15 protein-coding genes are annotated in these 23,586 nt (G+C 54.5%); 6 read left to right on the forward strand and 9 right to left on the reverse strand.

The features are described 5' to 3' along the window. The first annotated feature begins 138 nt into the window (after positions 1-138). A complete protein-coding gene (locus K7P01_RS30485) occupies positions 139-2,052 on the forward strand; it encodes a beta-N-acetylhexosaminidase (protein ID WP_267298388.1) in 1,914 nt (637 codons plus the stop codon). Between the two features lie 112 nt (positions 2,053-2,164). Here K7P01_RS30485 and K7P01_RS30490 read toward each other — a convergent pair whose 3' ends face one another. The 5 genes from K7P01_RS30490 to K7P01_RS30510 all read right to left on the reverse strand — a co-directional run bounded on the left by K7P01_RS30490 (position 2,165) and on the right by K7P01_RS30510 (position 10,265). After that, positions 2,165-2,935 carry a DUF6882 domain-containing protein gene (locus K7P01_RS30490; RefSeq protein WP_267298389.1) on the reverse strand — a complete coding sequence of 257 codons (771 nt, stop codon included), beginning with the start codon at positions 2,933-2,935 and terminating at the stop codon, positions 2,165-2,167. Positions 2,936-3,411: 476 nt separating this feature from the next. Further along, complete coding sequence (locus tag K7P01_RS30495) at positions 3,412-3,831, reverse strand: DoxX family protein (RefSeq protein ID WP_267298390.1); 420 nt, start codon at positions 3,829-3,831, stop codon at positions 3,412-3,414. Positions 3,832-4,032: 201 nt separating this feature from the next. Next, complete coding sequence (locus K7P01_RS30500) at positions 4,033-5,151, reverse strand: acyltransferase family protein (protein ID WP_267298391.1); 1,119 nt, start codon at positions 5,149-5,151, stop codon at positions 4,033-4,035. Positions 5,152-5,213: 62 nt separating this feature from the next. Further along, positions 5,214-7,007, reverse strand: a complete 1,794-nt coding sequence (locus K7P01_RS30505; protein ID WP_267298392.1) for a RagB/SusD family nutrient uptake outer membrane protein — start codon at positions 7,005-7,007, stop codon at positions 5,214-5,216. 27 nt (positions 7,008-7,034) lie between these two features. After that, on the reverse strand, positions 7,035-10,265 hold the full coding sequence (locus K7P01_RS30510; protein WP_267298393.1) for a SusC/RagA family TonB-linked outer membrane protein: 3,231 nt from the start codon (positions 10,263-10,265) through the stop codon (positions 7,035-7,037). 275 nt (positions 10,266-10,540) lie between these two features. Between K7P01_RS30510 and mgrA the strand changes: the two genes are divergently transcribed. Both mgrA and K7P01_RS30520 read left to right on the forward strand, forming a co-directional pair. Then, on the forward strand, positions 10,541-11,530 hold the full coding sequence (gene mgrA, locus K7P01_RS30515; protein ID WP_267298394.1) for an L-glyceraldehyde 3-phosphate reductase: 990 nt from the start codon (positions 10,541-10,543) through the stop codon (positions 11,528-11,530). 533 nt (positions 11,531-12,063) lie between these two features. After that, complete coding sequence (locus tag K7P01_RS30520) at positions 12,064-13,863, forward strand: L,D-transpeptidase family protein (RefSeq protein ID WP_267298395.1); 1,800 nt, start codon at positions 12,064-12,066, stop codon at positions 13,861-13,863. On the opposite strand, the gene K7P01_RS30525 is transcribed toward K7P01_RS30520, so the two are convergent. After that, positions 13,775-14,668 (reverse strand): murein L,D-transpeptidase catalytic domain family protein, encoded by an 894-nt coding sequence (locus K7P01_RS30525; RefSeq protein WP_267298396.1) that lies wholly within the window; start codon positions 14,666-14,668, stop codon positions 13,775-13,777. The two genes, K7P01_RS30520 and K7P01_RS30525, sit on opposite strands and share 89 nt — an antisense overlap. Positions 14,669-14,977: 309 nt before the next feature. Between K7P01_RS30525 and K7P01_RS30530 the strand changes: the two genes are divergently transcribed. After that, positions 14,978-17,605 (forward strand): ABC transporter permease, encoded by a 2,628-nt coding sequence (locus tag K7P01_RS30530; RefSeq protein ID WP_267298397.1) that lies wholly within the window; start codon positions 14,978-14,980, stop codon positions 17,603-17,605. A 57-nt stretch (positions 17,606-17,662) separates the two neighbouring features. Continuing rightward, the gene (locus tag K7P01_RS30535; protein WP_267298398.1) at positions 17,663-18,403 is read left to right on the forward strand and encodes a hypothetical protein; all 741 of its coding nucleotides are present in this window, start codon (positions 17,663-17,665) and stop codon (positions 18,401-18,403) included. Between the two features lie 91 nt (positions 18,404-18,494). On the opposite strand, the gene K7P01_RS30540 is transcribed toward K7P01_RS30535, so the two are convergent. Next, on the reverse strand, positions 18,495-19,487 hold the full coding sequence (locus K7P01_RS30540; RefSeq protein WP_267298399.1) for an ATP-grasp domain-containing protein: 993 nt from the start codon (positions 19,485-19,487) through the stop codon (positions 18,495-18,497). A gap of 293 nt (positions 19,488-19,780) precedes the next feature. Here K7P01_RS30540 and K7P01_RS30545 point away from each other — a divergent pair, with 293 nt between their 5' ends. Then, positions 19,781-20,218 carry an RrF2 family transcriptional regulator gene (locus K7P01_RS30545; protein WP_267298400.1) on the forward strand — a complete coding sequence of 146 codons (438 nt, stop codon included), beginning with the start codon at positions 19,781-19,783 and terminating at the stop codon, positions 20,216-20,218. Positions 20,219-20,408: 190 nt separating this feature from the next. Here the strand turns inward: K7P01_RS30545 and K7P01_RS30550 are convergent, their stop codons facing one another. Both K7P01_RS30550 and K7P01_RS30555 read right to left on the reverse strand, forming a co-directional pair. Further along, on the reverse strand, positions 20,409-21,623 hold the full coding sequence (locus K7P01_RS30550; RefSeq protein ID WP_267298401.1) for an MFS transporter: 1,215 nt from the start codon (positions 21,621-21,623) through the stop codon (positions 20,409-20,411). 69 nt (positions 21,624-21,692) lie between these two features. Beyond that, entirely contained in the window at positions 21,693-23,552 is a 1,860-nt protein-coding gene (locus tag K7P01_RS30555) for an FAD-dependent oxidoreductase (protein WP_267298402.1), read from the reverse strand. Positions 23,553-23,586: the final 34 nt, after the last annotated feature.

The raw sequence follows: 23,586 nt of genomic DNA on the forward strand, positions 1-23,586 counted from the left end.
TGCGATATTTACAGCAATGGTACTGGGAAACGATTGAGATTGCGGACGGATGTACCAAAAAATGGGACGCTCCTACACCGCTCGGGCCGTCGGAATGTGTAGCTTTGATCAAGATCATATCCTAACCCTTTTCGCAACATGACGCTCCACTTACACCGGCTGACGGCCATCATATTCTGGGCCTGCTGCAGCACGACTGCGCCGGCTCAACAACCACAGCTCCCCATTATTCCCACGCCGGTCGCGGTGAAAGCCGGCACCGGCACGCTGACGCTGACCGCACAAACAACGCTGTCGATACCCGCCTCACAACCCGCGGTAGCGGCTGTCGGCGCTTACCTCGCCAACGCCTTGCGTCCGGCCACAGGCATCGAAGTAAAGACAGTCACTACGGCGTCCGCCGCCGGCATCCAATTTCAGCTTCTGAATCCGCAAAATACCCAGCTCGGCAAAGAAGGCTACACCGTGGACATCACGACCACACAAGCCGTCATTCGCGCCAACACTGCCGCCGGGCTTTTCTACGGCGTGCAGACACTCCTCCAACTGCTACCCCCTGCTGTCGAAAGCAAGACGCGCGTCAACGGTGTCGCCTGGACGTTGCCCGTCGCAAGCATAACCGACTATCCACGCTTTGGCTGGCGCGGCATCATGCTCGACGTAAGCCGTCATTTCTTTACCAAAGAAGAAGTCAAAGCATTCATCGACCAGATCGCCCGCTATAAATACAACCGCCTGCACTGGCACCTTACCGACGACCAGGGCTGGCGCATGGAGATCAAAAGCCTGCCGCGCCTTACCAGCGTGGGCGCCTGGCGCGTGCCGCGCTACGGCCAGTGGGGCACGCACGAAGCGCCGAAGCCCGGCGAGGCGGCCACCGACGGCGGCTTTTATACCCAGGACGAAATACGCGAGGTGATCGCCTATGCACGCGAGCGTTTTATCGAGATCCTGCCCGAGATCGACGTGCCCGGCCATAGCATGGCTGCCCTGGCTGCATACCCGGAGCTGTCATGTACTCACGAGCCCGTGATGGTAAACCCCGGCAGCCACTTCTCGACCTGGCACGGCAACGGCAAGTTCACTATGCACATCGACAACACCCTGAACCCCTCCAACGAAAAGGTATACGAGTTTCTCGACAAGGTCTTTACCGAAGTCGCCGCGGTCTTTCCGTTCGAGTATATCCACATGGGGGGCGACGAATGTTATAAGGGCTATTGGGAAAAAGATCCCGGCTGCCAGGCGCTCATCAAAAAGCTTGGCATCAAAGACGCGCATGAGCTTCAATCCTACTTCAACAACCGCGTGAACAAGATCGTGACGGCGAAAAAGAAAAAGTTGATCGGCTGGGATGAGATCCTCGAAGGCGGGCTCGCACCCGGCGCCGCCGTCATGAGCTGGCGTGGCACAGCCGGTGGCGTTGCCGCCGCCAAACAAAAGCACCCGGTAGTCATGACCCCCAACGAAACGTGCTACCTCGACCTTTACCAGGGCGACCCCGCTATCGAGCCACCCACCTACAGCCACGTGCGCCTGCGCGACAGCTACCACTACAATCCCGTACCGGCGGGTATCGATTCAACATTGATCCTCGGTGGCCAGGGCAACTTGTGGACGGAGCAGATTCCCACAGTACCGCAGATCGAATACATGGTATATCCCCGCGCCTTTGCGCTGTCGGAAGTATTTTGGTCGCCACAACCGTCGCGCAACTGGACCGGGTTTGTTAGCCGGGTTGAGCAACACTTTGAGCGGTTTGATTTTGCGCGCCGTAATTATGCACGGAGTATGTACGACCCGATCATTGGCGTTACGAAGAATGCAGCGGGGCGTCTCGTGCTGAAGCTTGAAACGGAAGTTGCTGGATTGGATCTATATTATACCCTCGACAATACGTTGCCTAATCAATATTACCCGCTGTATAAAGGTCCGATTGAGTTGCCGGAGGGAACTGATCTATTTCGAGTGATTACGTATCGGAACGGGAAGCCCGTAGGGAAATTAATTTCGATTACTGCCGAGGTGTTGGAGAAGCGGGTTGGAAAATAACGGTGCTGAGACTGGCAGCATGCCAGTCTCAAGCCTCCGCCCCGACAAACCGGGAATAAACAGGCGGGTTTAAGGCTCGCACCAGTTACTTTACGCGCAACTGGTGCACGTCTTATTCTCTTGTGTTACTACGCTTTATTTCGAAAAAGCATTCGTCGCATACGATCCGTATTTGGGCGAACGCTTCGGACTTTTCATTCCACTCCCCTTCCTTGCGGCGCTCCAGCTCGCAGGCTTCGCACCACGCCTGGTAGTCGTCTTCCGGTTCTATCCCGGGATCAGATTCGAACGACTCATAAAATCCCACGTTCGTGTCCTTTCCTAAATGCTGGCAGACAAAGGCTACTCTCGTTCGCACACCGTGCTCATCGCATTTAACCTGTTGTTGCCGGCTCTTTTGTTCCACCAATGCAGTATGCTCTTCTTGTGTCAGCTCGTTGGTGAAGATGAAGTAAATATATTGATGCTCGTGGGGGATTCGGTAGACGCCGATGCCGCTTACCAACGTTGCGGCGATCGCCGTTAAGGCCCAGCCCATATACTCATCGCTCTGCTCGTGAAACCCTTCGGTCAGGGGCAGGAAGCCACGCGCACTTCCAAACGCCCGCACCTTCTCCAGGCCTTTCGTCACGTGGCGCGGAGTAGTCTTGTTGAACCAGGACCACATCCATGTATTCCGCCGCGACGAAAACGACCCCACATCGATGTATTTGAAATACAAATTCCGGTCGTCGTCCGAGTAAAAGTGAAACGCGCCGATGTCGTGATCGTAGAACCAGTTTTCGTAACTGTTCAGGTCATAGAGTTCGATAAAGGCCTTTTGAAGCGATGAAATCTCCTCCAGGCATTGATCCTTATAGGCGTCGAAGTCGTCTATGCTCATGGGTCGCGAAGTTGGAGTCTCAAATATAAGAAGCCCTTCCGAGCCGCGCCATGACGCCTTCTTCGCATGACCGATTTTAAATAATGATGCCTGGTTGCCGTGACATGACGTCACGGCAACCAGGCATCGTAAAACGACCATCATTATGCGTGTAATGACGCGTTCTCAGGTTTGATTAGCTGTTGGTAAGCTTGTAAAACGAGGCTGTGATTGAATCAAATTTTTCTATCAAAACATTCATTAACCTGGAAAGAGGAGTGGTTTGAATTTTCACATTCAGGCCTTTCCAGTATTTAGGATCTTTGAGAATTATGCTTCTTTCTGTCATGTGGGATGTTGTTAACTGTTTGAGAAGGTAAGCAACCGGATATGCTGTTACATTACCACCGATAAAGATCGCTAGTTACAATCCAGTATGTTTACATCTCAAAAAAGAATTGTTACATCCATCACACTTTTGAGGAGCTGATTTTCCTCTAACCTCTGAAAAAACGCGTTACCGTGGGCCACGCCCCTGTCGACCACAAGGCCCAGGCAACGAGCACCGGCTGGAAAAAGAGGCGGGCAAAACGCTTTTCTTCCGTATCGAGACCAAAAGCGTTGGTATCATTGACGTACTGCGCGATGTTGCCTGGAAATACAAGGATGTAAAAAACGGCCAGTGTGATGCCTACCGTTACGCGGCGTTGGCGCCAGAAGATCATGGCTGCGCCCAGCATGATCTCCACAATGCCCGATAGCACTACCACCAGGTCCTTTCCCAACGGCACCCAATCCGGTACCTGGGCCTGGAATTCCTGGCGCTGGAAGGTTAGGTGGCCGATGCCGGCCAGGAGCATGAAGGCGCCGAGGATGATGCGGAAGATGGTTTGGGTTCGGGTTGTCGGTGTTTGCATGGCGTTGTATTTTGGGGAAGTTACCAAAAACTATACCTGTGGCCATGTCAGGTGCCGCACCTTCGCTTCGCTCGGTGCTTAGTGAGCATTCAGAACGACTTTACCTCCTCAGGAGTCTGAAGACTCCCCCCATGCTGGGCACGAGTCGCCCTCCCTTCGGTCGGAAGACTCGCGCCAGCAAGCGCCAGATGCCTTGTTATATTACACTCTTATGTAAATTCTGTTACGGTCTAATATATATCCGATGGACCAATTCAGCAGCATGAATGAAATGGCGAATAGTAGTGAAGCCAGCTTCTCGGGGGTGAAACTGGCGAAGAACAGATAGATGGCATGCAGCAGGCTGTGATCGCCGACGGGGACGGTGTATAGAATCGTGATCAGCACGCCCGCCGAGGCGTAGATAAACAATGGGTTCTTTCCGAACACCTCGAAGAAATATGTCCACCCGCGACGTGCCTGTAGCTCGATGATGTATACCAATGCTGCCAGCACCACCAGCGCGATGCCGGTTGTGACCAATGTGAACGAGCTTGTCCATATCTTTTTGTTGATCGGAAATACCTGGTGCCATGCCAGTGCTACTGCAATCAATGCGGTGCCTGCCAGCAGGAGCCTGGCAACAGTCTCATAGCTATTGCCGCGGCGGCGGATGAAGTCGCCGGCCAGGAAACCAATGATGACATTGACGATTGCCGGTAGCGTGCTTAGAATGCCTTCCGGATCAAAGGCGACGCCTTCGCCGTGGTACAGGCGCGGGTCGCCGATCAACCATTTGTCCAACGCGTTCCCTGCATAGCCGGCCAGGCTGTAGGGATCACCGGGCGTGCCCGCCACGTATAGGATCAGCCAATAGGCCAGCAGCAGTATGGCACCGACGATGACGGTCGTGCGGCGCGATGTATAATAAAGGATGATGGAGGCGATGCCATAACACAAAGCAATGCGCTGCAATACGCCGGGAATACGGGCGTCAACAGGACTGATAAAGGCACCTTGGTCAAAATCGTAGAACGGAAACCACGACAATAAGTAGCCGATCAAGAAGATCAGGGCCGTGCGTGTGAGCGTCTTTTTCCAGAAGACGGTACTGCCTTGCCCGGTATACTTGTGCATAGCAAAGGCCATGGCATTGCCGACGGCAAAGAGAAAGGATGGAAAGACCAGGTCGGTCGGCGTCAGGCCGTGCCACGGAGCATGCAGGAACGGGCCGTATACATGGCCCCAGTTTCCGGGCGAGTTGACGATGATCATGAGGCAAACCGTCATTCCCCGGAATACATCCAGGGCGAGGTAGCGTGCAGATGGTTGGTTGGTCATGGTTGTTTAGCGTAAAGGAACCGGCCGGCACCGGGAGTGGCGCCGACCGGTGATAGCGCACGTTAGTTGTAGTCGTCGTTTTGTTCCAGCTTGGGTTTGCCAGCCTCCACACTGAGGTCGATCTGGAATTGTGGTATAGGATAGTAATTATTTCTCGGTGCCACAAATTTACCGCCGGCCAGGTCGGTTGTAATAGCCGACTCATAGGCAAAATAGTTGTTCAGCACTGTCTCGGCCACTTCCCAACGCACCAGGTCAAAGAAGCGGTGGCCTTCCATAGCCAGCTCGATGTTGCGCTCGTAGTAAATCGCCTTCTGTGCAAAGGCCCTGCCCCCGGCGGCAAACGTGCCTGTCGGGTACGGGCTGATGACATAGTTCGCGGCGGGCTCCTCAGAGAATCCGGCCAGGGGGTCGCTGTCATCTTCGTATGCGTGCAGCCAGCCTTCCGGATCGGCAGCCCGCAGGCGCACGCGGTTGACATACTCCTCGGCTTTGTCGAGGCTACCAGCCGCCGCCTCAACCTCCGCCGCCATCAGCAGCACATCAGCAAAGCGTATAATCAATACGTTGATGGCGTTGCCCGGTGCCCACGAGCTATAGTCGGCATAGATGTCCTGGCCCTCCTGGCGGTGTACATTTTTCTTCGGGGCATAGGGACCTGCATATGCCTGATCGCGCACCCAGTCGTTGCCCGGGAATAATCCCCAATCGTGATACGGCAAGCCGCGACGCCCTACCGTCCAGTCGAGGCGAGGATCGAGTGGATCTTCGTCGGGCGTAAACGCTGCGTCCGAAGTTTTGCCCATATCGCTTACTACTGCATGGTCATTGAAGTTGTCAAGGTATGGCAGACCATCGCCATCCGTACGGAACGCGTTGACCAGCATCTGCGAAGGCTGGAAGAAGCCACAGCACGAAAACGGCGCCCCTGTGCCGTACGGGAAGTTGAGCATCCCCCCCTGGTTGGCATTGGCCAGGCTTAGCGTTCCGTCGTTGGCCATCATTTGAATGGCAAACACCGACTCCGCATTGTTCTTGGTGGCAGCATTGAAGTTATCGGCAAAAGCCACCAGGTCATACTTCTCACCGTTCGAAGTCACACCATTATCGATTACGTCCGTAAAGACTGGGAGTGCTTCGGGGTATTTCTTCTCGTATAGATACGTCTTCGCGAGGTACGCACCGGCAGCCCATTTGTTCACGCGCCCTATGTTTGGCTGTGTCGGCGGCAGGTTTTGATAGGCAAAGGTAAAGTCGGCTTCGATCATCGGCCAGATATCAGTCTTATTGGACTGATTGAAGTCCGTCGTCTTCTCGTCGATCCACGGCACATTGCCCCACAGCTTTCTCAACTCAAAGTAGTAATGGGCCCGCAGAAAACGTGCTTGCGCTTCGATGTTGGTTTTATCTTCCTCCGGCACATCCGTTACATCCGGCAACATGGCCAGTACCGCGTTCGTACGCGCTACGCCTTCGTACACCGCTTTCCATTTACTGTTAAAGAAGCCATTGTCGGCACCGGCGGTAAAGGTGGCGATGTTGGCAATGGGGGTTTGGTCACCACCGTCGCTGCCTTTGTGCGCGTCGCCGCCGGCTATAGAGCCATAGGTCCAATCGTCGGGCGGCGCTTCCCAGGGGCCGCTATACGTGCCCCCGTGGGCCAGTGATGTTTCTTCGTCGCCCTGACCATCGAGCGCGGCATAGGCGCCCGTGAGCAGCGCTTCGATACCTTTGGCGTTCGCCAGTACGTCGCCACCGAGAGCGCCTTTCACAGGCTTGTCCAGGAAGCTGTCGCTGCACGCCTGTAACAATACAAGACCGGCCAGCGCCACGGTTATAGAGTGAATTCGTTTCATACTTGTTGCGGGTTAAAGACTACACACTTAAAAGGTCAGGTTCAAGCCGACAGTATATTGGCGGGAGGCGGGATACGCCCCTTCGTCGATACCAAACACCGTGGTGCTACCGCCAACTTCGGGGTCGAGGCCGGAGTAGTTCGTAATGGTAAACAGGTTCGTGGCTTGCAGGTAGATGCGCAGTTGCTCCGCGCCGACTTTCTGCAGCAGCGACGGTGGCAGCGTGTAGCCCAGCTGGATGTTCTTGGCACGCAGGTACGAACCGTCTTCTACAAAGTACGAGTTCGGTACGTTGATGGTGCTGAACGAGCTGGTAGTCTCCTGAATCGGCGCCTTGGCATTGTGACGCTCCGGCGTCCACGAATCGTACAGGGCAGTCTTGCTCTTCGCCCCGGTGCGCGATGAATAGAAGTCTGTCCACCAACGCACGTTGTTCCACAGGTCGTTGCCTTGTGTGCCGTACAGGAAGAGGCTCAGGTCAAAAGCTTTGTAGCTAAAGGCCAGGTTGATGCCATAGCTAAAGTCCGGGTTGGGGTTGCCCAGCATCACGCGGTCTTCCGACGTGATCTGACCATCGTGGTTGGTATCGTCATACTGGAAGCGGCCCAGGCTGGCGCCATCCTGGTATACGGCATCTTCTCTGCCCGTCGAAAGCACGGCGCCTTCGTTGGCATCGTCAATGTCTTGCTGATCATTCCAAAAACCGACGATCTTATAACCAAAGAACTGGCCGATGGAGTTACCCTCGCGGTTGCGCACGATAGACGAGCCATCGAACGTACGCGAGTCCAGGTCGAAGTACGAGGCCCCGTTGGATACTTTCTGAATCTTGTTGCTATAAGTCGTGAAGGTAAGCGTGGCATTCAGCTTCAGATCGGTGGTGATATTGGTCACCGTATTCAGTTGCAGGTCGATGCCGTGGTTCCGCATGCGGGCAATATTTACATATGGCGCGTCTCCCCCACCCGACGTCGCCGGCAACGATGGATTGTACAACAGGTCTTTTACATCTTTGCGATAGTAGTCTGCTTCCAACGAAACTTTGCCGTTGAACAGGCTCACATCGACACCTATGTTGGTACTAATGTTTTTCTCCCACTTCGCATCCGGGTTGCCGATCTGTGTTTTTTCAAAACCTTCGGTGCCCGTGTTGCCGGTGCCGTTGATGTCGTAGTACGAGCTGTTGCGGTTGGCGCCGAAGGTTGTATAACCGTTCGCTGCGCCGACGTTGATCTGGTTGCCCATCACACCGTAGTTACCGCGGATCTTTAGTTCTTGTAACCAGGTAATGCCTTTCATAAACGACTCTTCCGAGATACGCCACCCGGCGCTCACCGCAGGGAACACACCGTAGCGGTCGTTGATAAACTTTGACGAGCCGTCGCGACGGATCACTGCACCGAACAGGTAGCGGTCGTTATAGATATAGTCCAGGCGTCCGAGCAGTGAAAAGAGCGCCTCGGTGGTACGCAAGCTATAGTTGGTGCGTGTACCGGAGCCGGTACCCAGGTTGACATAATCGGGATCGAACGAGAAGTAGCCTTGCGTGCTACCGCCCAGCTCGCGTCCTTCGGCGTTGTACGCTTCTGTACCCGCCACCACGGTCAGCTCGTGTTTCTCCAGCGTTTTGTGGTACGTCAGCAAATTGCTCCATGTCCAGTTGAAGCCGCTGGCAGCACCTTCGGTATACTGGTTCGTATTGGTGTTCTCTTTGTTTTCATACTGCGGGAAGGTAAAGTTGTTCCAGGCATTGGAGTATACTTCACCACCGAAGCTCGTGCGGAAAGTAAACCCGCGCAGGAAGTCCACTTCGGCAAACACATTGCCGAACAGGCGATGGTCCAGGCCTTCGTCGTTGCGCGTACGGTCGCGCATGGCCACGGGGTTAAACGCATCGCCCATGTTGGCGGCGCGGCTGCCCGCATAGTTACCCATAATGTCGCGTACCGGAATGATCGGCTGCAAGCGGAACGAGTGCGCAATGGCCGTGCCTCCGGCCAGGATCTCGCTTTGCGGGTTGTCTGTAATAGAGTACGCCAGGTTCTCACCGATGCGCACATGCTTACTGACATTATACTGGCTGTTCGAGCGCAGCGTATAGCGCTTCAGATACGTGTTGATCAAAGCCCCCTGTTGATTGTAGTAGTTCAGCGAGAACAGGTAATTGCCTTGCTCGCCGCCGCCGCTCAACGACAGGTTGTGACTCGTGGACGGCGCCGGGTCAAAGATCTCGTCAAACCAGTCGGTGCCGCGTTTATTCGCACGCACAATCTGGTTAAAGGTGTTAAAGTCATCGACCGAGGTATAATTCGGGTTTACATAATACTCGGCCGGCGATGTGCCCGGATCGCCTTCCATCGCACCGGTAGGCAGGATATAGTCGGGCAGAACCGGCGTGGTGCCATAACCATACTGCTCATCGCCTACGGCCTGGCCCATGTTGCGCTGCACCTGAAACTTCAGCGCGGCTTGCTCCTGCGGCGACAGCGTGTTCCAGACGTTGCCCTTCGGCGGCGTCTGCACACCGTACCAGCCCGAATACGTAACCTTTACTTTATCTTTACCTTTTTTAGTTGTGATAATGATTACCCCGTTGGCCGCGCGCGATCCATAGATCGACGCTGATCCTGCGTCTTTCAACACCTGCATCGATGCCACATCGTTGGGGTTCAAGTCGTTGATGCTGGTCGTGGGCACGCCGTCCACCACGAACAGCGGCGAGTTATTGCCAAAGGTGTTGAGCCCGCGAATGCGGATTTGCGGGGTAGCACCCGGCTGTCCTGAACCGAGAATTGTTACACCCGAAGCGCGGCCTTGCAACTGGTTTGTCACCTGCGCGTCGGGCACCTGCGTCATCTGTGCTACGTCCACCACCGATACAGCGCCTGTCAGATCTTTCTTGCGCTGAGAACTGTAACCCGTCACCACCACTTCGGAAAGGTTGGTCATATCTTGCTGCAGCGGCACGTCGACTACCGACCGGCCCGCAACAGGTATTTCCTGGACGGCATATCCTACAAAGGTAAATACCAGCACGGCGTCGTCGCCGGGCACCAGGAGCTGGAACTTGCCGTTCACATCGGTGACGGTACCGGCGGCCGTTCCTTTTATTAATACATTCACACCGGGCATTGTACTACCCGTTTCGTCCGTCACAGTACCAGAAACGGTCCGCTCCTGGGCATGGGCCACCGCAGCGGCTAGCAGCAGCAGCAGCACAGTCAGGCGGATCGCCCGCGCATAGACTTTCTTCATCATATTGGATTAGGTTAGGTATATTATTTGGAGAATGACATTCAGCACGAAATACTATCCTGTCATTTGCCTTCAACCAAAATTACTTTTGGACCCCACCATACGCTTTCCAATAGTCCCAAATTCTGGTAAAGCCGTCCTGGCCCGCGTTGCAACCGTTTTCCCGGCTGTATTTTATCCGCTGCAACAACCGCTGCTGTAGCGTGTGTGGGGAAAATTGTAAAAGGAATTCTACCTTTCGGCTCTAACAAACCCAACCAACCGACAACAATCTGACTATGGCCACCACCTTTAACCCAGCCCGCTACAGCCACATGGAATACCGCCGCTGTGGCAAAAGCGGAATCAAACTGCCGGCAGTATCGCTGGGCCTCTGGCACAACTTCGGCTATGTCGATACCCTCGAAAACGGTCGCGACATTCTGCGCCTGGCATTTGACGCCGGCATAACTCATTTCGACCTGGCCAACAACTATGGGCCGCCACCCGGCTCCGCCGAAGAGAACTTCGGTCGCATCCTCCACCGGGACTTTACCGACCATCGCGACGAGCTGATTATCTCCACCAAAGCAGGCTATACCATGTGGGAAGGCCCTTACGGAGACTGGGGATCTAAGAAATACCTGGTGTCGAGCCTCGACCAAAGCCTGCGACGCATGAAGCTGGAGTACGTCGACATCTTCTACCATCACCGTCCCGATCCGGAAACACCGCTGGAAGAGACAATGCATGCACTCGCTCTGATCGTACGCCAGGGAAAAGCCTTATACGCGGGCATTTCCAACTATCCTGCGGCCGAGGCAGCACGCGCTATCCGCATTCTGCGCGAGCTGGGCACACCCTGTTTAATACACCAACCCAAGTACTCTATGTTCGAGCGCTGGGTGGAAGACGGCTTGCTGAGCTTGCTCGATGCCGAAGGTGTAGGCTGCATTCCCTTCTCGCCGTTGGCGCAAGGCATGCTGACCGACAAATACCTCCACGGTATTCCTTCCGACTCGCGTGCCGCCAAGCCGCATGGGTTCTTAAAAGAGAGCCAGATCACCGACGCACGCCTGCAGCAAATCCGCCTGCTGAACGACGTTGCCACCAACCGCGGGCAGAAGCTTGCGCACATGGCCCTGGCCTGGCTGCTCAAGGACAAGCGTGTTACCTCGGTGCTGGTAGGCGCCAGCCGTCCCGAGCAACTCGCGGACTCGCTGCGTTGCCTGGAAAACACCCGCTTCAGCACCGACGAGCTTGCCGCCATCGAGCGCATCCTGGGATAAACAAATTCCAATCTGGGAGAAATATATTGGCAGCGGTCAACGTTCTAGGAACCGAGGTGCAGGGGAAAAGAAAGTTTTTACCCTGCACCCAGCTGCACAGTACGTATTTTCTGTAAAAAAAATAGCGGCATTTCAATCAAAAGAAATCCTGATCCTACGTGGGCTTTCGGTCCTGCGCAACGCGGGGGCAGGGCGTTTTCGGACGCTTTGGCACGATACTGCCAAAAAAGCCTGTGTCGGTGACTTAACCCCTGTTCAGGGTTCGCTTTCATTTTCCGTGCTTTCCACGTTAACCCTACATGCCAATTTTACTGCCGTTATTACCGACTGTTACGAATTGGCGCAAAGGTTGTATACCTTGGGGTGTCAGCAATATTGGTAAAGCCTGACATCCTTTGAAGACCTATCTGAAATGTGCTGGTAAATCCACAAATGTCGTGGCAGCACACCGGTTATTCCTCACTTCGGTGGCGCAAACCGTCCGCTTTCTACGGGAATTCTTTTTGTCTGTGGATTGGAAAGATTCACGGAGAATGAAACAGCCTTCTTTACTGCCGGTTTACAAGCACACGACGTGGGCCCTCCTGCTGCTCATGCTGGCGTCCTGTCACAAAGATTTGACCCAGGTCCAGCAGTCGCCTAAAACCGTCCTGCCGGTGGTCACTGATACAACCGCTCTGCCGTCGCCCGTGCTCCTGGCCGGAAAAAGCGTGCTCATCGACTCGTTTAAGTACCCCCTGGACAAACGCAAGCTATTGCTTCCGGTAAAAGACGCTTACCAAAACCGGAAGGTGCAACAGAAGATCCAGGGCTTTTATATCGCCAATGGCTATAAAACCAAATGGTTGGACGACGTCGGCCCGAACGCGCTGTATACAGCCCTTGCCGAAGAGCTCAGTCATGCCGACCGCTATGGCCTGTCGCCGGAAGAATACGACATTCGCGAGTTAGACCACCTGCTCCAATCGGTGTACCGGGTGCAGCCGCCAACTGCAGACCTGATCGTCGAGCTCGACATGCAGATTACCGAGGCATTTTTCCTCTTTACGACGCACCTCACGGAGGGTAAACTTACCCGCGCCGCCGGGAGTAACATCTGGATCCGGAACAACAATAATAATATTGCCCGTAAAACGCCCGACCTCGATGTACAAATGCTGGCTGGCATCGCGACTCCCGGTCAGCTGGCGGAAATGATCCGCCGTGTACAACCCGCCAGCGAACGGTACGGCCGTCTGCAGCGAGCATTGGAAGAATACCGCGCGCTGGAGAAAACCAACACCGCAGCTTTCCCGGTCATTCCGGTAACGGAAAAGATCAAACCTGACGAACGTCACGCGGCGATTCCCGTCCTGCGCCGTAAGCTGTCGCTTACAGACCTGAAAATATATACCATGCCGGTGGACACCACCACGGGCATGGTCGACTCTTTATTATACGACGCTGAGCTGGTATCGGCGGTGAAATGGTTCCAGTTGCGCCACGGCCTCACCCCCGATGGCATCGTAGGCGAGCGCACCCTGCGTTTCCTCAACCAGCCGCTGAAAGAAAAGGCCGACATCCTGGCCCTGAACCTCGAGCGCATACGCTGGATTCCTGAACGGAACGAAAACAGCTATATCCGCGTGAACGTGCCCGAGTATATGCTGCGCATTTACGAGAACCAAAAGCCCGAGCTTGAAATGAAGGTGATCGTCGGCGCGCCCAACAAGGCCACCCCAATCTTTGACGACGTACTGAAGAACATTGTCTTTAGCCCGACCTGGACCGTGCCGACCAGCATTATCCGCGAAGAGATCATTCCGCATCTGAAAAAAGACCCGCAATATTATGCGGAGAAGAACTACACATTCTACCGCGGCGATGTGGCGATCGACCCTTCTACGGAAGTATGGGAAGGTGAGAATGCCAATCCGTACCAAATACGCGTAGTACAACAACCCGGCGCTGACAATTCGCTCGGACGCGTGAAGTTTTTGCTTACCAATGACATGAGCATCTACCTGCACGACACACCCAACCACCGGTTGTTTAACAAAGACTATCGTGCCTTAAGTCACGGTTGTGTGCGGTTGGATGAGCCTGCGCGCTTTGCAGCGTATCTGCTGCGTAACCAACCAGGCTGGAGCATGGCCTCCGTTCAGAAGGCCATGGACGGAAACGCTCCAGCTGGTATACCATTGAAAAAACAATACCCCGTTCACCTGGAATATTTCACAGCGTGGGTGGATGACAATGGTTTAATTAATTTCCGCGAAGATATCTACGGTTTTGATAAGCAACAGCTTCGGGAGCTGTATACGGTAGGAGGCTCTTCTGTAGTTGGCCTGTAAACGTCTCGGCCAGTGGTTCTTGCTGGCGTGCCATCATTTCTTCCGGTTGTATGAGTGCGTCGTAAGTTCTCAGGTAACGCGACGATGTCAGATAGTTGATGTCGTCGTAATACGCAAAGATGGCTGTATGTCCCTTGATCGCATCGATCACTTCTTTCGAAATTACTTTTGGCAATGCAGGACAGCCCTGGCTGCGACCTAAACGGCCGTATCGGCGTATCCACGACTCGCTTACATAGTCAGCGTCATGCATGACTACAGCACGCTCGCGCATGTTATCGTTATAGCCGGCGTCCATACCATCGAGTTTCAGGCTATATCCTTTGCTTCCGATATAGGTCTCTGCGGTAACATAAAAACCCAGGCTGCTTTGATTAGAATGCACGGTATTAGAAAATGACTGCGCAACATTCTCACCGGTGTTGCGACCATGGCTCACGTAGGTATAAAATTTCACCGTCAGCGTGTTCATGTCTAATGTATAAAAACGCTTCTGCGTGCTGGGCTTTGTAAAGTCTATGATCGTAAACAGATTTTTGTCGTTGAGCTTTCCTTCGTGGCGAAGGGCGGCATAGCCAATCATACCATACCGGAAGGCTTCATATGAAAGGTCATAGTTAGCAAGGCCAATGGTGCTGTACAGACTGTGCAGGGAATCTTCCAGGTTAAACCGTTTGGTCGCCGTGGCGTCAATGTCGACGGCAGGAACCGAGTCAGGCGCGGCCATAACCGGCGTTGCGTGTGTGTAGAAAATGTTCCCTAAAGAGAGGAAGCCGAGAATAAAGTACAGCACGGTATGTTTCATTCAGAGAGGGGGTTATGAACTAAAAAATCGATGATGCGAAGAAAGGCCCCGAACCGGCTAAAAAAAAGCCAATGAACGATCAAACAGTACATTGGAAGAAAATGAGGCCATTTTGCATGGGCATTGACATCTACACTTTCAGAAACAGAGCACAAAATTCTACATATCAAACAGTTATGTAGATCAAAATACCCCTCTCAAGCATCCCTTCCCGGGTTGAGGTGCACAAGCCCCGGGCATAAAAAATTACGAAGGTCGCAGCTTTTACGCAAGTATTTAATTACTTTTACTTTTGTTAAGTATATTATCATGAAGCTTCCTCCTCCTGAAAAGCCGCTAAAATTCCTGCGTTGGTTTTGCCGGGAGGATTACCTGGAAGAGATCGAAGGCGACCTGGTCGAGCTCTTTGAACAGGATTTAGACCGATCGCCGCGCCTGGCCCGACGCGCATTTGCCTGGCGTGTACTAAAGTATTTGCGTCCAGGTTTTATTCGTTCGTTTCATTCTCGTCCCCTCGCCCCCACTGCCATGCTGAAACACAACCTCCTCGTTACGCTGCGAAGCTTTCAACGTTATAAGGCTTCCTTTCTCATTAACCTCATCGGCCTGACGGCAGGCCTCGCTTGCGCCCTTGTCCTCTACCTGTGGATACAGGACGAACTACACATCGATCGCTTCCACGCCAACGACGCGCGCCTGTACCAGGTGCTGCAGCACTCGGACGAGCAAGGTAACATCACTACCGGCACGGGTACCGCCGGTATCCTGGCCCGGGCTATCACGGCGGAGCTACCGGAAGTCGAGCAAGCCATTACGGTGGTGCCCGCCCAATGGTTTTCCGAAAAAGGCATCTTAACCGTTGGCGACACGCGCCTGCGCCTGGGCGGGCAATACGCAGCGCCCAACTACTTCCAGGTATTCACATGCCCCCTCGTTGCCGGCGACCCCACCAAGGCACTGACAGACAAGTATAGCATACTACTTTCCGAAACTACCGCCCAACGACTTTTCGGCACCACGGAAGACCTACTGGGCAAAGCGGTGGAATGGAAGGTTGGTTTAAGCACAGGACTCTTTCACATCACCGGCATTTTCGAGGATGTCCCCCCGGCCTCCTCCAATCCCTTTGACGTCATGCTGAGCGTTGACGTATTTCTTGACGACCATCCCTGGTTACGCGAATGGGGCAACAGCGATCCCAATACCTTCGTTGTCGTACGGCCCGGCGCCGACATCGACGCCTTGAACAGTAAACTCACCCAACTGCTGCAACGCAACCTGAAGGACTCACGACACGCCCTTTCCTTGCAGCGTTATGCTGACCGGTATCTTCACGGCCGGTATGAGAACGGTGTGCCGGCCGGTGGGCGTATTCTCTACGTACAGCTCTTCTCCGTCATTGCTGTATTTCTGGTCGGCATCGCTTGCATCAACTTCATGAATCTGTCTACGGCGCGCGCATCGCGGCGCATGAAGGAAGTCGGTATCAAGAAGGCCATTGGCGCCGCGCGTAGTGCGTTGGTGGTGCAATACCTGCAGGAGTCCCTCCTCATGGCGTTCTTGTCGCTGAGCATCGCGGTGGTAGCCGTCTGGGTACTTCTTCCCTCCGTGAATGACCTGACGGGTAAAACACTCTTATTGACGTGGGACATGGACCTGGTACTGCCGGCAGTCGGCATCACGTTGCTCACCGGCCTGTTGGCGGGCAGCTACCCGGCGCTTTACCTGTCGGGCTTCCGGCCCGCGCTGGTGCTCAAAGGCAAGCCTGTTGCGCCCACCGGGGGGCTGTTGGCGCGTCGCGGCCTGGTGGTGTTTCAGTTCGTCATATCGATGATCCTGATCGTGACCGTGCTGGTGGTATACCGGCAGATGGATTATATCCAGTCGCGCAACCTCGGTTACAACCGCGACCACGTTGTGATGTTCGAGCTGGAAATAACAAACCAACCCACGGAAGAATTCCTGGCGGAAGGCGGCACCTTCGAGCATAATGTCGAGGCATTCCTGCAAGAGATCCGGCAGATACCGGGTGTTATACAGGTGGCCAATTCCGCGCATAATATCACGGGGTACCACGGCCGCCTGGGCGGCATTGACTGGCGCGAGGGTGAAGACGACAACGAAATGATGTTCTCCAACCTCGAGGTGGGATACGATTTTATTCAGACACTGGACATCCCTGTAGTCGAAGGCAAGCCCTTCCTGCGCGACTCCGGCGCGGGGCGCCGCGGCGTGATCCTTAACCAGGCGGCTATTGACCGCATGGGCCTGACCGATCCTGTAGGCAAAACGTTGCGCTTGTGGGGGCAGGAAAAAGAGATCGTCGGCGTAGTCGAGAACTTCCACTTCACCTCGCTGTATGAAAAGGTAGAGCCGCTCGTGATGCAGTTAGAGCCGCGCGGTACGACGATGATGATACGCCTCCGCGCGGGCGAAGAACGCGAAACGCTCGCCCGCCTGGAAACACTCTACCATCGCCACATGGCCGGCCTGACCTTTGATTACCGATTCCTCGACGACACGTACCAGGCCTTGTATGCCGCCGAGCAACGTATCGCTACATTGTCACGCTACTTTGCCGGCATCGCTATTCTCATCTCCTGCCTGGGCTTGTTCGGGTTGGCGGCCTTTACGGCCGAGCGCCGCGAGAAAGAGATTGGCATTCGCAAGATCCTGGGCTCCGGCGACGCCCGCATCGTATGGTTACTCTCTGCAGACTTCGCACAAATGGTATTGATCGCGGTCATCGTGGCCATTCCTGTCAGCTATGTCGCGGCCCGGCAATGGCTCAGTGGCTTTGCGTACAGCACGTCCCTGGATTGGTGGCTCTTCGCCGGTGCCGGCGTTCTGGCCTTGTTGGTAGCCTTGCTCACGGTAGCCCTGCAAACCATCCGCGCCGCACGTGTCAACCCGGTACAGTCACTTACGAAGGAATAGGGCCACCGGCACAACACTGTGCCGGGCATTGCCTATATTCGCTGGTAACAAAACGGCATGTACGCCATCCTTCTTTATACAACACTGGTCTGGGGGCCTATAGGCAATGCCTTGTATGCTCCTGACTCCGTACTACCATTAACCCCGGCAGCGTATCAAGCAATACGCCATACCTTACGGGCAAAAGATCAGCCGTTTGTGGTACTCGATGCGCATGGCCGGGTCGATCGTCCTGCAATCAATCGCCAAACGTCCAGAAGCCCGACCTTCCAGGCATTAAAAACGCTGGTCAACGACACGCTCGTTGTCGAAGTGACGATAAGTAATGACTATCTATACCGCAACACCCATGATTCGATACGGCACGGAAGCCTCGTCGCCGTATATACTAACGAACTAACCGATGCGACGCAGTACATGCTACAATACACCGCCGCGCAACTGAAGAACATGGGCTTTCGCGACGAGATACGCGCCAGTGGACCGTCGGGTATCACATTGCTTCCCGGTGGTGAGCGTGATGTAAAGGGTGATGGTAAGGGATCTGTCAATGGCCACATCGTCGTAGTATTATCCAGCGACCTGATCGAGCGTGACGCCGCGCGCAAGCTGGCACACGAGGCATACGGCCATGCCTTATTTTTTATACTTCGCAAAAATCCCAATCACGCCGAAGACAAAGCCCGCGGCGGAAATCAGGAACTGGAAGATCAGATCCGAAGTAGTATAGAAGAGACCGAAAGGAATTACGACCGCGCTAAATCTTCCTGTTCAAAAACGACAAAACGTAATCATTAAAAGCACCGGCATGTACCGCTCCGGCAACTCGTACAGCGGCAACCGCGGCACGATGATGACAGGACCGCGGCCACGGTCAATATACGCCTGATTATAGAAGGGTTGGCGGGGTCCTGTCATAAACGTCAGATAAAGCGGTGGTGACGGGCGCGGTATACGGCGATAACACGGGCGGATAAACCTGCTGCAAGCGCCGCTCTATATAGTCGACCAGGCTCTTCTCCGGTGCCGTGCCGCCGCCGGCAAACGTCCGCAAGCGCGTATCGATGCCAAGATAGTAGTGGTCGCCCGAAGCATCGATCAGATATTCCACGGCACCGTGGTCCAGGCTCGCGGCTTGTACCAACTGTTCTACCTCGCGAATTATATCGTCGGAAGGCCGGTACCCTTCGCCTGCGTCGGTATAACCCTGGCGGTATACATCACCTTTATCGTGCGCATACCGATGCGCGTCTTCCCGGATGCGTTGTGCTGACAATACTTTACCCCCCAGCGTTTCCACCCGGTAAATAAAATGGTCCTCCGGATATATATACTCCCGTATCACGGCACTGTGATCCGTGCCCAGGTTGATCCGGTAACAGGATACTGCTTCCTCCACGCTGCGCAGCGATTCAAAGCGCAATGCCTGGCCACCGCAGTTGGCCTCGATCACGATCGGAAATCGCAACGACAACGCCGCCGGCACGACTTGCGACAGGTCGTTGACAATACGCGCTTTGGGAAACGGCAGGTTGAGCTGCGCCAATAAGGCTAGCTGCCGTGCCTTGCCACTGCCCGCGCGTTGCGCACGCACGTTGTTGATTACCGGTACGCCGGTATGCTCCAGGTGTGCCAGATAACTGGAAGTGTACGATAGACGCTGTGCCGGTATACCCGGTGCCTCCGCTAAACCCGTCAGGTTTACCACCAAACTATAGGGAGTCTGCCGTTCCGCCGGGTTAAATTGGTGATGCGCCACGTTGATCCGCACGAAGGGAATGCGACGCTGTTCGAGCTCAGAAAAGAACGGTTTTAACACCGGGGCGTGGGCCTGCTCATACACAATGCCCAGGGGTTTCTTGTAGGAAGCAAATGAAGTCATACCGTTACTGTTTTGGTTGCATTTCTCACGATTCTTTACCGCAACTAACCGGGTGGGAAGCTAATTGTCTACCATAATGATAGACAAAATAGTCTATTCTACTTTTCTTATGCAACTTTTCGGCGGAGTTTTCTGCGAAAGGCGGGTATTTTAAAGGTAAGTAACTAAAAATTAGTGCCTTAGTGTAAAGACCCCTAAATTTGGGAGATTTATTTTGCTTATCTCTACTTCCCTATGGGTATTATAGATAACTTTGTAAAGCAGTCAAAAGTCATCTCTCAAAATCCTATCCTATGCTTTCGAAAAAATGTCAGTATGCCCTGCACGCTCTGACCTATTTATCCACGGTCAAAGATGGCGGCTCGGTTACGATCGGCGAAATTGCCGAAGAAAAGAACATCCCCAAGAAGTTCCTGGAAACCATTCTGCTCGACATGAAAAATGCCGGTATTCTGGGAAGTAAAAAAGGTAAAAGTGGCGGTTATTACCTGCGCAAAAAGACCGACCAGATCTCGATCCTCGAAGTTATCCGACTCATCGATGGCGCCGTCGCCATGTTGCCTTGCGTCTCTTTACACTTTTACAACTCCTGCGGTATGTGTGCCAACGAGCAGGAGTGTTCCATCAATCGCATTTTTGGTCAGGTGCGCGACGAGACACTGAAAATCCTCTCGTCTAATACCGTGTCAGACCTGGCCATCAAGACAGAATTGGCCGGCAAAGTATTCTAGACCGCTAACAACAGATAGGTCCGTTGGCTACCGGTATACCGGCAATCAACGGACCTTTGCATTAACCCCTATTTCTCAAGAACAACGTTACCGATAGACTGCTGCATCGCAGACGTTACAAGGACGCCAATAACGCATACGAGGAAACAGTGTGCGTGTGGAGTGTACGAGCGGTAAGAAAAGCGCGTTATTACTCTACAAAGTGTAAATCCTTGCCGAACGTCTCCTTCATCTTCCACAACGCCAGCGCAGCGATCAGCAGACTGGCTCCCCCTACCACCCAGGCGCTGAAGATCATGGAGTGGCTGATGCGCAGCCATTCAAACGCCAGCGTCAGGGGCACCACCGTGCCACGCACAAAATTCGGCACTGTTGTGGCGACCGTCGCGCGAATGTTCGTACCAAATTGTTCGGCCGCAATCGTTACAAACAGTGCCCAGTAACCAATCGCAAAGCCCAGGAAAAAACACCGGGTATAAAACGCGGTCGCGGAAAGCGCTGTGGATGTTAAGTATATAGCCATGGCGGTAGCCGTCAGAAAGAGAAAAACGAGCACCACCTTCTTACGGCTTTTTAACGCCTGGCTCAGCAGGCCCGAAGACAAATCGCCCAGCGACAACCCGATATAGCAACACATCACGGCCTTGCCCGCATCAATGGCCTCCGGCAGATTCATGCTCACGGCAAACTCCGGCGAGAACGTCACCAGGATACCGATCACAAACCAGATGGGCAAACCGATCAGAATACAGCGCAGATAACTGGCCAATAGTGGCCCGCGCGAAAAGAGTATAAAGAAATTGCCGCGTTCAACCTTCTTATCACGCACCTCGGCAAACATACCCGACTCCGACACGCTATACCGCAACAGTAACAGGCATAGTCCCAAGCCGCCGCCAATCCAGTAGGCCACCTGCCAGTCGGTAAGCTCCGCTACAAAATAAGCCAATACGGCTCCAAAAAGTCCTACCGCCGCTACCAGTGTGGTACCATAGCCCCGGATTTGCCTGGGCAGGATCTCGGCCACGAGCGTAATGCCCGCGCCCAACTCGCCCGCCAACCCCACGCCGGCGATAAATCGCAGAATAGCGTATTGCGGCACCGTGGTAACAAAACCGTTGGCCAGGTTGGCCAGCGAGTATAGCAAAATGGAGCCGAAGAGCACCGATAAACGACCGCGCTTGTCACCCAGTATACCCCAGAGTATGCCGCCGGTCAACAGACCAGCCATCTGAATGTTTATTAAAAAAATGCCGTCGCGCAGCAGCGCATCGCCGGTCCTGCCGAGGGCCCGGAGGCTCGGTACACGCACAATGCTAAAGAGCAGCAGATCGTATATATCGACAAAGTACCCCAGTGCCGCGATAATCACCGGCGGCCGCAGGATTTGTTTGAGTGTATTCATAGGTAGAAAAGAAAAACCGGCCCACCACGCCTTACCCAACATGGCGAGCACGGTATACTGAAAAAGAAATTACGGATGGGTATACAGCTGTTGCAACACCTCCCGACGGGTAGTCCGCCCGGGCGTAAAGGTTAGTTTCTTACCGGAGGTTTTCTCCCACAAGGCTACCGTCTCGCCGTCTGCTACGTCTGATAGCCGGGCTTTCCACTCCGGCAAGTAGCCTTGTAACCCGAGTGTCTGTACCATCGCAAAGTCGGCATCGGCGGGCTTCACATCCTGGAAATAGACAAGCGTCGCTTGCTGCATGATCAGCGTCTTCTGTAATTCTTCTACGGGCACATGGCGTACCTTTACCTGCCGGTCGATGGCAAGTGCCGCCGCAACGCCTGCAGCCTGGCCAATGGCCATCCAGCACGGCTCCATGCGCAGCGTAGAGAAACCAATGTGGCTACCGGACACCGGCACCGGCAACAACAAGTTGTCGACTTCTTTCGGCACCATTACGCCATAGGGCACTGTATATACCTGTGAGGGATAGCTTAAAAATCCGTCGAGGTGTACGCGCCCCGGCTCGCGCTTGCGCACAGCGTGCGAGTCAAGCGCATAGTGGCTCGCGGTGATACTGCTGTTGTGAATGACGGGGCGTTGACCCGGTATGCGGGCCGTGGCGTCCTGCGCCGTGAAAAAGTATACACCTTCAAAGCGCCTGCCTTCGCGCACATAGACCTGGCGCGGAAAGTTTCCGTTGTCGGTGTATTCGTCCTTCGAAAAACCCCATTCTTTGGCGGCTTTGCGGAAGTGCTCCGGCAGCTCTTTGTCATTCTGGGCAAAATATAGCAAGCCTTCGATATAGGAACGCAAGCGCTGGGCGAAGGCATCCCGCCACACCCACCCGGACGTAGGCCAGGGCCAGTTTTCTTCCGGCAGGTCGGTGGAGATAAACGCCATGTGCTGGTTGTTGGCATCGGTCTTGTCGTTGGGCAGCTTCACCATGTTGCTGACGCGGGCAATGCCCCACACGTCACCCGGAATCTGCGAAGGGTTTCCGCGGGCGATATGCTTACGGTTTTCTTCCAGCATGGCCGTCGTTACTTTTTCCATCTGCACACCCGTGTGGCGGCCGGTCCAGACGTCGTCGATCATGGAGGTATACTCATTCCGGTTATAAGCAGCCGGTTTTTGCACGGGGACGCGGTTGGCCGGGTTATTGGTCAGGCACAAGCGATAGTTGTACGACTGTACGGCGTTGTCGCCGATGAACGTCGTCCCCGCTCCTTCCGGGCCACCCCAGGATTTATACACCACGCCGGCACCTGGCTCGTTAAATTCCTCTTTCCCTTCCCGGCCGGTGCGAAACGGGATACGGGCTGCCGCACCGAGGTCGCCTTCGTAAGTGGCGTCGGCGAAAATTTTGCCGCGGTAGGTCTCGGGCTTACCACTTTCGCGGTTCAGCACTGTAATTTGTTCGATACGGTCATTGCGCAGCACGATGTTCTCCTCCAGCACATCGAACTGCCGCATCTTCAGCACAGTTATTTTACCGGCTTGCGCGGCCAACATCTGCTCCAGGATCCTCTCCGCCACGGAGGGTTCGAAGTGAAAACCGTCGGAGCAATCTTTCACTTGTTGAGAAGCTTCGCCGTAGCGGTCTACATAGTATTGGCGGATGTGGCCGATGAACTCAGCAAACAGACCTGTGGTCGCACCGCGGGTGGCGATGTCGGTCGCCCCAAGGCCGTTGGCGGGCAGGCCGCCGATGTGGCGGGTGCGTTCGAGGATGACAGAGGTTTTGCCGGCGCGGGCGGCTCCCAGGGCGGTCATGATGCCACCGGGGGTGCCCCCGACAATGACCAGGTCATATTGCTGCGCATAGGCGCCCGTGATAAGAAAAGCGATCAGGATCGAAAGTATTATCGGTCGTATCTTCATGGTGTTTCGGTTCGTGCGTTTGTACGCGGTTCAT

This window comes from Parachryseolinea silvisoli, from assembly GCF_021190955.1.
GTDB classification, from domain to species: Bacteria; Bacteroidota; Bacteroidia; order Cytophagales; family Cyclobacteriaceae; genus Ohtaekwangia; species Ohtaekwangia silvisoli.